Origin of the sequence: Celeribacter ethanolicus (genome assembly GCF_002407265.1) — a bacterium.
In the GTDB taxonomy this organism is placed as follows: domain Bacteria; phylum Pseudomonadota; class Alphaproteobacteria; order Rhodobacterales; family Rhodobacteraceae; genus Celeribacter; species Celeribacter ethanolicus.
The window spans coordinates 1,752,896-1,762,141 of record NZ_CP022196.1; the positions used below are offsets into that span (position 1 = coordinate 1,752,896).

Consider the following 9,246-nt stretch of genomic DNA (forward strand, 5'->3'; position numbering starts at 1 on the left):
GGCCGTGTAATCTCCGCACCCTGCCCAACAGGGTCACAAGTCGAAACTGGCTACCCGCGCCTGAATGCCATTTGCGACAACATCGGTCAGCGCGGAGGGGAAGCCCTTGGGCAGCGCGGCCTGCGTTTCCGCTAGCGCACCCTCAACGCGCCCCGCCATCTCTGCCAACACCTCCTCCGCCAGCGCCACGCCGAACCCAGCCGCCTTTGCAGCTTGCAGGAAGTGACGGGGCACCACCTCGTTGATCCGGTAGTGCCCATCTACCGCCATGGCGAGGCGCATACGGTTCTGGCGGATCTGCCCCTCATCCACGGCCTTCTGCGCGCTCAGCACATCGTAGAGCGGCGTCATGCGAAAACCACCGGGGCGCAGCGCGATGCTGAAATTCTTGGCGTGGCCGTCCGTCGCGCCCAAAAGCCAGAACAGCACCTGTGTGCAGAAGAAGGCGCGTTGATCGGCCAGCGCATCATCGCTGCCTGCCAAAAGGCCGATGCCCTCGGTGATCCCCGGCCCGCCGTCCATCTGGTATTTCTGGCTGGGCGTCACAGAGAGGGCCTGACAAAAATCCTCTTGTGGCAGGCGGATCAAGCGCCCGTCAGCGGTCCAGCGCCGGTCAAACCGTGTGACCACAAGGCTGCGCACGTCTTCGAAATCGACGATCTCGACCTCGGCGACATCCGCGCCCATGGCGCGGCAGAAGCTCATACAGAAGAATTCGTTTTCAACGCTATCCGACAGGTTGATCCCGTTCGGCAGCACGCCAAGCTGGGTTTTCAGGATATGGGTTGTGGGCGTCAAGCCCGAGGGCCGGACCCATTCGCCGTTGTGGCGTAGCAGCGCAGTTTTCTCCTGCGCACCGGCAATGGAAATGCGGAAATCGTCGTCTTCATCGAGACCAAGCGGGGCGCTCGCCAGATTGCGCAGCAGGGCGGCAATCTGGGCATCCGTGACCGGCTCGCCCTCCAGCCCGTGCGCCTCGGGCACCTTACCCGAGACGAATTGCAACGCCCCCACACAGTCGCGCCCGATCTTCTCCAGCATGTGCCAGGCATCGGTGCCACCCGCGCGCACTCGTGCCGCCACACGCTCGCGGATTGCCTGATTGTCGGGCAGGAGGTTTTCCAGATAGGCGATGACCGGTGCGCCCTGATGCGCCTCTTCACGCAGGGGCAGCGACAGCGAGATCGGCATGGCATATTCCCATGCCAGCCAACCCGGATCATAGGCAAAGCTGATCGCGCCAGAGCTGGCAAGGCGCAGATGCCCGACCAGCCGCCCGTTCAAAAGCACCTGCATCGTGCCGCTTCGGCCTCGCTTCGCCATCAGAAGATATCCTCGATCTCGACCGAACCACCGCGAGGGGCGAGCCGGAACTCCAGCCCGAGCGCCGCCATGACGGCCAAGAGCGTCGCCAGCTTGGTACCCGCATCACCGTTTTCCAGCGACGAAATCGTCGCCACGCGCAGATTGGTGCGCGCGCTGATATCGCCCTGCGTCCAGCCGCGCGCCTTGCGCGTGCGCCGGATCGCTTCACCGATCTGTTCGGCAGTTCTCGCTGAGAGGTCCATGATGCGGCTCCTTTTACGGCAGAGCGTAAATCAAAACGAATTACGCCTCAACGTAAATTTTCAATATTTACTCCAAGGCGAAAATCGAGAGGCAAGCATTTCAAATCACCAGCCCGGGCTTTCCCCCGCCGCAGGCAGGACATTTGCGCTGAAAAATGTCCGATCCGTTCGCCCCATAGCTCAACCCACAACGCTCGCAAGCCAACTGATAGACCTGCTGATTGTGATCATTGCCCGGTTCACCCGTCGCCCGGATCACAATCTGGCCATTCCGGTTCCGGAAACCCGGCGCAGTTGTGGCAACGCCTGCCGCCTTGCGTGATTTCGGTGCGGCTTTCGCTGGAGCCGAGTCCATCACGCCCACGATCCAGCCTTCATATTGTGCCGCGCGCCTCAGATTTTCGGGGAGGTCAGGCTGAAAGGCAGAGGCCAACCGCCCGTCAAGGTCAGTGTCCCGCAGCCAGCTGGCGATACTGAAAGCGTCGTGCTGATCTCCGGTCATGCCCTCTTTGGGGTATTCAGGGCTGTAAAGCCGAGGATAGGCCTCGACCAGGCACGACGCCCCCGGCGGAACGCGCCAGCCGTCGAAGGGCCAAACGTGCAAATCCGACAGATCGCGCCTGATCGCCCGAAGAAACGGCAACCCCGCATGGGTCGAAGTTGCGACTTGCCCCGGCACATCGAAATGAAACACCGACTTCGCCGGACAGGGCTTTTCGGTTTCCCTCAACCACTTGGCATGCCCCGTTCGCGCCGTTCCGGTGGCTCTGGAACCGTGGCGGAGGAAGTCCACATAGGTGTGTGGCTTGTCTGTTGGCCAATGGTCGCAGAAGTCATCGAGAAAGCTATCCCAGTCCAGAGTCAGGCCGTGCCGCTTGAAATAGGCAGTGGGGAAAGAAAACGCATGGTCGACCCCCGCAATCGTGGGGACAGGCTCAGCCAGTCGCGCCAAAAGCCATTCTGCGAGCGCTCGGCGCGTCCAGTATTTCTTTGATCCAGGTGGCGGCCCAACCTCCGCCGCATCGCCACCGTTTTCGGTTACATAGACACGCAGCCCCTTGAGGCTCGAATCCGCCGTTTCTGCGCCGGAGTAGTCGATACCGATTGTTCTTTGAAACTGCATACTTGCCTCCCAATGTTCCGATGATCTGAAAGCAAGGCGGCAATGTCCAGCACTCTTAGTCAGCCCGCACCACCCGAAACATCCGCCCGTTGTAGCGGGCAAGATTCGACAGGCCGGGGGCACTCCAACGGGTGATGGTTTCGCCCTCAGGGACCACGATCACCACGCGATTACGATAAGGCACAAGATCGAACCCGATTTGTTGCCGCAGTTCCGCAAAGTGTTCCAGATCAGCGCGCGCGGCATCGCGGGCGGCACCAAGCTGCGCCAAATCGGCACCCATCGCCTCAATCTCGGCGGCCAGCACGGCCTCACGGCTTGCCAGCCGATCTGCGAGGGCTTGCAAGGCGGCTTCCCCTTCGGCGCGGGCCTCGGCAATCTCCTGGGAGTTCTCGGCGCGGATGCGAGCGGCCTCGGTTCGTGCTTCATCAACCATGCGGCTGGCAACCGCCCCGGTCAGTGCCAGAACCAAAGCCCCGACAAGGGCAATCAAAACGACACCAACAGTCACCCGGCGGCGAAGGGCCGCGATCCTTCGGCTATCGGCTGCGACGGTCTCAGATAGGGTTTGCTGGGCGGCATCCAGTTCCGTGAGCTTATTCTGGGCCGCCGCCAACCCCTCTTTCAACTGCGCAAAGTCATCCGCAGCCGTGGTGCGGGCTTCCGCTTTTTGTCTCCGTATCCTCGCAAGACGCTCATCAAGCTCATTCATGGCTGATTGCCCTGCTGTCGGTCTACCGCCGCCTTCACAGGCTCCGCAATCTGCTCAGAAGCTGCCGCTTGTTCCGAGGGCGACAACCGTTCTGAGAGCTGCGTCCAGGCGTCGTGCAGAACTTTCATCGTGTCTTTGATCAATTCGATCAGGTCGAGCCTCTTAGCCCGCTCCCGAAGATCATCATCGCGGATGATCCAAACTCTTGGGGCGGCGGGGTCTGGACGCACCGCCCCATCAAGCACCCCAAGAAATAGCTCCAGAACAACGCGCGCGGCCTCTTCCGCCGCATTGCGCAGCGCGTCAGCCCGATCTTGGTTGATCTGCGCCTGTGCATCACGCAGGCGGCGGGCTTCCTTTTCGGCCTCCAGCCGGGCGCGGTGCAGGTCGGCGCGTTCCGCTTCGCGCTGTTGCCGATGCAGAGCCTCAAGCGCTTCCTGCTTCTGATCAAGCTGCCGCTGGATACGCGCTTCAGCATTCTGGGCATCCCGCGCAGCCTGCTCGCGCAGACGCTTGGCCTCTGCACGATCCGCTTCCGCCTCTTCCAGCGACTGATCCGCCAGGTCGAGCTTTTCCGCGATCTCCTCAGCCTTAATGGCCAGTGATGCTTCTAACCCATCTTCGGCTTCGACCAAGGCATCTAGACGCGCCTCCATGTCTCGAAGGACTTTGGCTTCTCGCCGAGCCGCGTCCTTTTCGGTCTTCCATTGTTGTCGGCTTAACCGACGACGTTTCGGGCCTGTGCGTGTAAGGCCGCAGGGCAAGCCGACTTCCTCGAAGTAATCATCCTGAATTTCGCGCCCTTTGGCACGGTAAGCAGTGTTGCCCATTTTCAGGGCCACTTTGTCATCGTGCCCGTCGGCACGAGCTTTCTCCATAGCTTCTTCTTTAACACGCCACGCCGGATTCAGGCGGCGCGCCGAACACGTTGGGTCATTGAGCGGAAGAATATATGCGTGCAGATGGGGATATTCTTCGTCACTATGAGTGATGACACTGACGAGCTTATCCCCAAACTTAGCCTTGAGCCATTTCACGTTGCGGTTGCACCAACTCTCACAATCTTCTTGAGCTTCTGGGCTGGCACTCACCAACGCACTTGGAACTGGATAAGACGCGACAGCGGTGAGCAATGTATGCCGGTCTTTACGGATACCCCGACTCGCGGTCCGTCCATCCTTCAACGTGACCTGAACGCTACCAGAAGCAACCATCTCGTCATGTAAGCGCCGCACCTCTTCGACCGGTACACCGAATATGGTTTCGGGCGGAGTGGGTTTTTCAACATGGGTACTGAAGGCTGGCGCACGAGCAGCTTCTTCCAGCACCTGTTCCACCGATTGCCCTACGAGGTTTTTCTTGCGAGAGAACGTTTGAATATGAACAAATTGGGGACCAGACATCATAGCCCCACAGGTACGTGGCAAACACAATATTGACCGACTATTATGTTGGCGAGCAACATGTCGGGCAAGGCGCTGCGCCCCTGCACCCAGCTAACGGCTGCGCCGCCGGTCCCGTCCGGACCGAAGCCGCCTGTGGCGGCTGCAAACCTCTTCCTCCGCCAGCCGAGTGGAGGGCGCTTCGGAAGAGGTTTGCTGAGAGGCCTCATTGCCAGGAAGACCAGAACCCCAGTCACAGAAAACAAACCATCAGAGAAGCGAAACGCAGAGATCTCAATGACCGTAATCATGACGCCCTCCTCAGCTCGGGCGAGGAATTCGCGCGGATGGCCTCTTCCAGCTTCTCAGGCACTTCCCGACCTAACATTCGATAAATCTGAGAAAGCTGGGTGAACCAACTGAGGCTATCTCGCGGCTCCGGCCAGCTTCCGGGGAGCAGGTAGCAACTCCTGCCCTGCTCGTCGCGAACCTGTCGAAATAGCCGATCCAAGCGTTCAAGCCCGACCGCCTGAAACCTGTCATTCCATGTTCGCTCAAAGATGCCGCCGCCGCCAGGCACCAACCGAAGCGCAATGCGGGATTGCTCCTCATCAGGCAAATCCCGTGTCAGCGCTCTTTTTTCCTTTGTTTTTTCTTTCTCTTTTATTGGCGGACATTTTTGTCCGGGTTCGCGCGACATTTCTGTCCGGGTTCCGGGACAGGAATGTCCGCCTTTGGGGCCACGAAGGGGGACAATTTTGTCCGTCTTTCCCGCCTCCTCTTTTTCGCGTAACTCTTGGGCTGCCTGATGCGATGTTTTGGACGGCACGTATTCGGTAGACTGCTTTTGACCATTCCCGCGCCTGATCTCGAACCACTTGCCATCGAGTTCCTTGATCAGGCGCTGGATGGTCTTTTCGCTCTTCAGCCCAAGATCTTCACAGACTGTCGCATGTGACGGCCAAGCCTTGCCGAAAGTGTCGTTGTATCGGACGATGACAAGGTATGTGGCGAATTGTACGGCACGGGGACTAAGCGACGTGTCAGCGAGCAGAAGTCGGAGCCATTGAAGCTGAACCTCTTTGAACGGGCGCAAATCACTCATCGCACACCTCCTCTGGAGGCGTTTACAGTTTCCTTGTAAGTCCTTGATTTCCCGTCGTGAACAAAACGGGGGCGTTTACAGGAAAGTCCAATGAAGTCAGTGGTCTCAACCGGATTGCAAATCCGTGTACACCGGTTCGATTCCGGTACTCGCCTCCATTTCATTCTAAATCATAGGGTTAGCGGCTTAGTGGTCGAGTGTGACACAAAGTGGGACACACCCTATGAAGCTGTCATCTTATCTAAGCCGCTCAAGACATGGCGTTTTCTACTTCCGCTGGCCTATTCCTCCCAACAAAGAAGAAAAGCGGACCTCAGTTCGCGTCTCTTTGCGCACCCGCTGTCCAGATCGTGCTGGTGATTTAGCTCGCTATCTTGCATCCTGCGGACGAATACTGAGCGAGAACAATACATTGGCGGGACTGAGACAAAGCGCGATACGCGAGAAGGTGCAAGCCTACTTTAAGGCCCAACTGGACCAGTACCTTGACTGGCTGGACCGGCGCGGCTTGTCGAAAAACGCGCTGGAAGATGTTCGGTGCGAAATGTTGGACCATGAAAGCTATCTTGATATGGAGATGGAGAGCGACCAGTACCTACCGGTTAAACCGTTCTTGAGAAAATCCGGTTTGACCGCCCAAGATTGGCATGCCAGCTTTCCAATGATCCAGCGCGAGCTTCGGAAAGGCCGCCGAGACATGCTGAGACGCGTTCTGGAGGCCGCTGAGCGCCTTGAGCATTATTCCTATGCCGAATGCCCCGGCCATCGCACCCGCCTCTCCTGCGCCCTCTCTGCCCGCGTCTTCGCCCTTGGGTGCAGCAGTGGATGATTTCATTGCGGAACACTCACGACAATGGGCGGTCAAGACCATCGGTCAGAACCGGGCTTACCTGAATATCCTTGTCGAGTACTTTGGTCCTGATCGACTGCTTGCCACAATCACCAAGCAAAATGCGAGCGAAGTCAAAAAAGTATTACAGGCTCTTCCGGCCAGCCGAAACACCAAACCAAAACTAAAAACGATGCCGCTCATGCAGGTCATCAAGGAACCCGGACATAAAAAGATTTCCCCCAAGACGATCAACAGCCATATCCAAATGTTCAAAATGTTCTTCGACTGGGCAGAACGGCACGGACAGTCACCGCACACACTCTTTGAAGGCATGAAGGTCTCCAAAGCTAAGAATAGCAAGACAGAACGCAAGCCCTTCTCGCCCGAGCAAGCACAGTTGATCTACACTGAGTTGACACAAAACCCGTCAGGCCTAGTTCGAAAGGATAGCCACAAGTGGGGAATGCTACTCGGCCTGTTTACCGGGGCGCGTTTGAATGAAATCTGCCAACTCGACATTGCAGATGTACAGCAGGACGGCGAAACTTGGTTCCTCAATATCACTGACGAAGGCGACGAGAACAAAAGGGTGAAGTCGCAAGCAGGTAGGCGCAAAGTGCCCCTGCATTCTGAGTTGATCCAACTTGGCTTTCTCGACTTTGTGACAAGCCGCAACGCCAGCACACGTTTGTTTCCAGACTATAGCTATAGCACCAATGGTGGCTATGGTCGGAACTTGGGGCGCTGGTGCAACGAGAGCTTCTTGCCAAAGCTGGGCATCAAGCAACCGGGACTGGTGTTTCACAGCCTACGGCACACAGTCGTTATCTGTCTGTTTTCATTTCATGCAGCCTAGTTGTTATTGTTTGCGATCCATCTTCCAAAGTCAGTAGGTAGCATTCGATCCAAACTTGCCGTTAGGTACTCACCAGAAATGCTGCGAATGCAGCCTGACTCGCTGACATTCTTCCCAATGCAGCGTCGTTAGGAGATTTCGGTATTGTTGGCTTCGTACCATTCCCTAATGGTTCTTGTCAGCGTTGACAAAGCAAAGCCCCGGCTCATTCGCACATCAAGCATTGCAAAGCCTTCCGTGAACTTCACAGTGTCTTCCCCAATAGCCATAAATTCAAACTGCCCGGCAGAATACTCATCATCTGGATCATAGCCTACAACACGCCAAGCGCCGATGATCTCTCCGTCGCGAGTAATGACCTCGCCTTGCGACAGGCGCGGATCGTACCCACTGTACATCCACTCATCGTGGCCGACGAAGTTGATTGGATAAATTAGTTCCATCGTGCGAGACTGCGCGTAGATGCATTACAGTGCAAGTCGTCACACACAGTTCGAAGGCTTGCATCGGCCCAGAGCTTCCATTCGGCGCGCCTAAATGCTGCAATACAGCGCCCCTCAATCTAGTCGTTCATAGAGGGTATGCACCTTCAATAGAATGGAAATTTACCACTAATGAACTCCAATCTTCTTCGCAAAATCCTCAATATCGAGCCCTGCCATTCTCGGAATGAAATCCTCTGGAAGAGACGCCGAAACTGGTTTTTTTTGCTCCTTCGAAATACCTAGCTCGACCAATACTCGCTCCAAGTTCTTTTCACGACGCACAACATCGCCCTGCCACGCCTCCGCTACGGCCGCAGCGGGAGTCGGGTGGCGTCCTTTTGCGAGTTTATAGTGCTGCCCCACGAGGACCAAGGCAGCCTTCTCAAAATCAGTAGGAGTAGAAGCTACTCGGTTTATCGCCGCTTCGTCGACCCTTCTCGCAAGGTTTTGCGCTAGCGCGATCAACGACGTAGCTTCCTTAGGGACTGGCATTTTGCGAGCTGAGAAGTTCTTTAGGGCAAGATTGATGTCGAGATGGGAATAATTCTTGTAGAAGTAGTCGGACGACGAGGACAAAGCCTCTTCGGAGGCAATCGAGAGTCCACGTGAAGAATCGTCACGATCATGAACAACTAAGTTTCGCCATTTTGCGAAAAGTTCGACAGTGGCAGTGTCCAATGGACTTTCAATATTGAGTTCCTGAGAAATCTTCTCGAGCCTTTCCGACATCGAGTAGGCTTCTCCACCTTTCTTTGTCACAGATTTTGTTGCGATTTCTATGGTGCTTTGAGAGAACGACAGCCAATCCTCTCTAACGATGGCGCGAATAAACGAGTCAAAGCCGTCATAAGCGAACGCCACGGCTGCCGAGCACGCAAAAATCCTTGCTTGGTCCGCAACCTGCTTGGCCTTAGCTGGGCTCGGCTTACTCCAAGAAACGGGCAGATCTTCCGTCTTGTCCGCTCCGCCTGCTACTTGCTGAAGGCCGACTAAGATCGTGTTTAGGCGATAGGTGGCACTGCCGATTCTGGACTGTAAATTCCGAAAAGGACGTGTGCGAGTTAGGGTGTACGGCATGTTTTGAGGGACTGGCGGGATTCGAACCCGCGTTTCGCGATGTAGGGCGGACCGTGAGGCCCGAAGAAAGGCGCGCGTCTTAACCTGCTAAACGACAGCCCCTTTC

Annotated in this window: 10 protein-coding genes and 2 tRNA genes; 3 read left to right on the top strand and 9 right to left on the bottom strand. The window is 56.8% G+C overall.

Annotated features, from left to right (window positions below):
* Positions 1 to 33 precede the first annotated feature (33 nt).
* The 6 genes from CEW89_RS08705 to CEW89_RS08735 all read right to left on the bottom strand — a co-directional run bounded on the left by CEW89_RS08705 (position 34) and on the right by CEW89_RS08735 (position 5,890).
* Positions 34 to 1,323, bottom strand: a complete 1,290-nt coding sequence (locus CEW89_RS08705) for a type II toxin-antitoxin system HipA family toxin (RefSeq protein ID WP_096805631.1) — start codon at positions 1,321 to 1,323, stop codon at positions 34 to 36.
* Positions 1,323 to 1,568 (bottom strand): helix-turn-helix domain-containing protein, encoded by a 246-nt coding sequence (locus CEW89_RS08710; RefSeq protein WP_096805632.1) that lies wholly within the window; start codon positions 1,566 to 1,568, stop codon positions 1,323 to 1,325. The genes CEW89_RS08705 and CEW89_RS08710 overlap by 1 nt, the downstream gene beginning before the upstream one ends.
* A 100-nt stretch (positions 1,569 to 1,668) precedes the next feature.
* Positions 1,669 to 2,691: a hypothetical protein gene (locus tag CEW89_RS08715; protein ID WP_198403520.1), complete on the bottom strand. Its 1,023-nt coding sequence runs from the start codon at positions 2,689 to 2,691 to the stop codon at positions 1,669 to 1,671.
* Positions 2,692 to 2,746: 55 nt separating this feature from the next.
* Positions 2,747 to 3,403: a hypothetical protein gene (locus tag CEW89_RS08720; RefSeq protein ID WP_096805633.1), complete on the bottom strand. Its 657-nt coding sequence runs from the start codon at positions 3,401 to 3,403 to the stop codon at positions 2,747 to 2,749.
* Complete coding sequence (locus CEW89_RS08725; RefSeq protein ID WP_157779803.1) at positions 3,400 to 4,740, bottom strand: plasmid recombination protein; 1,341 nt, start codon at positions 4,738 to 4,740, stop codon at positions 3,400 to 3,402. Before CEW89_RS08725 ends, CEW89_RS08720 begins: the two co-directional genes overlap by 4 nt.
* A gap of 352 nt (positions 4,741 to 5,092) precedes the next feature.
* Complete coding sequence (locus CEW89_RS08735; RefSeq protein ID WP_096805636.1) at positions 5,093 to 5,890, bottom strand: helix-turn-helix domain-containing protein; 798 nt, start codon at positions 5,888 to 5,890, stop codon at positions 5,093 to 5,095.
* Positions 5,891 to 5,983: 93 nt separating this feature from the next.
* Here CEW89_RS08735 and CEW89_RS20770 point away from each other — a divergent pair.
* The 3 genes from CEW89_RS20770 to CEW89_RS21015 all read left to right on the top strand — a co-directional run bounded on the left by CEW89_RS20770 (position 5,984) and on the right by CEW89_RS21015 (position 7,578).
* Positions 5,984 to 6,048, top strand: a tRNA-OTHER gene (locus CEW89_RS20770).
* 65 nt (positions 6,049 to 6,113) lie between these two features.
* Positions 6,114 to 6,719 (top strand): hypothetical protein, encoded by a 606-nt coding sequence (locus CEW89_RS21010; protein WP_198403521.1) that lies wholly within the window; start codon positions 6,114 to 6,116, stop codon positions 6,717 to 6,719.
* Positions 6,712 to 7,578, top strand: a complete 867-nt coding sequence (locus CEW89_RS21015; RefSeq protein ID WP_198403522.1) for a site-specific integrase — start codon at positions 6,712 to 6,714, stop codon at positions 7,576 to 7,578. Before CEW89_RS21010 ends, CEW89_RS21015 begins: the two co-directional genes overlap by 8 nt.
* A gap of 128 nt (positions 7,579 to 7,706) precedes the next feature.
* Here CEW89_RS21015 and CEW89_RS08745 read toward each other — a convergent pair whose 3' ends face one another.
* The 3 genes from CEW89_RS08745 to CEW89_RS20775 all read right to left on the bottom strand — a co-directional run bounded on the left by CEW89_RS08745 (position 7,707) and on the right by CEW89_RS20775 (position 9,242).
* Entirely contained in the window at positions 7,707 to 8,021 is a 315-nt protein-coding gene (locus tag CEW89_RS08745) for a hypothetical protein (RefSeq protein ID WP_096805637.1), read from the bottom strand.
* 168 nt (positions 8,022 to 8,189) lie between these two features.
* Positions 8,190 to 9,140: a hypothetical protein gene (locus tag CEW89_RS08750; RefSeq protein WP_096805638.1), complete on the bottom strand. Its 951-nt coding sequence runs from the start codon at positions 9,138 to 9,140 to the stop codon at positions 8,190 to 8,192.
* Between the two features lie 6 nt (positions 9,141 to 9,146).
* Positions 9,147 to 9,242 (bottom strand) — tRNA-OTHER (locus CEW89_RS20775).
* Between the last annotated feature and the right edge of the window lie 4 nt (positions 9,243 to 9,246).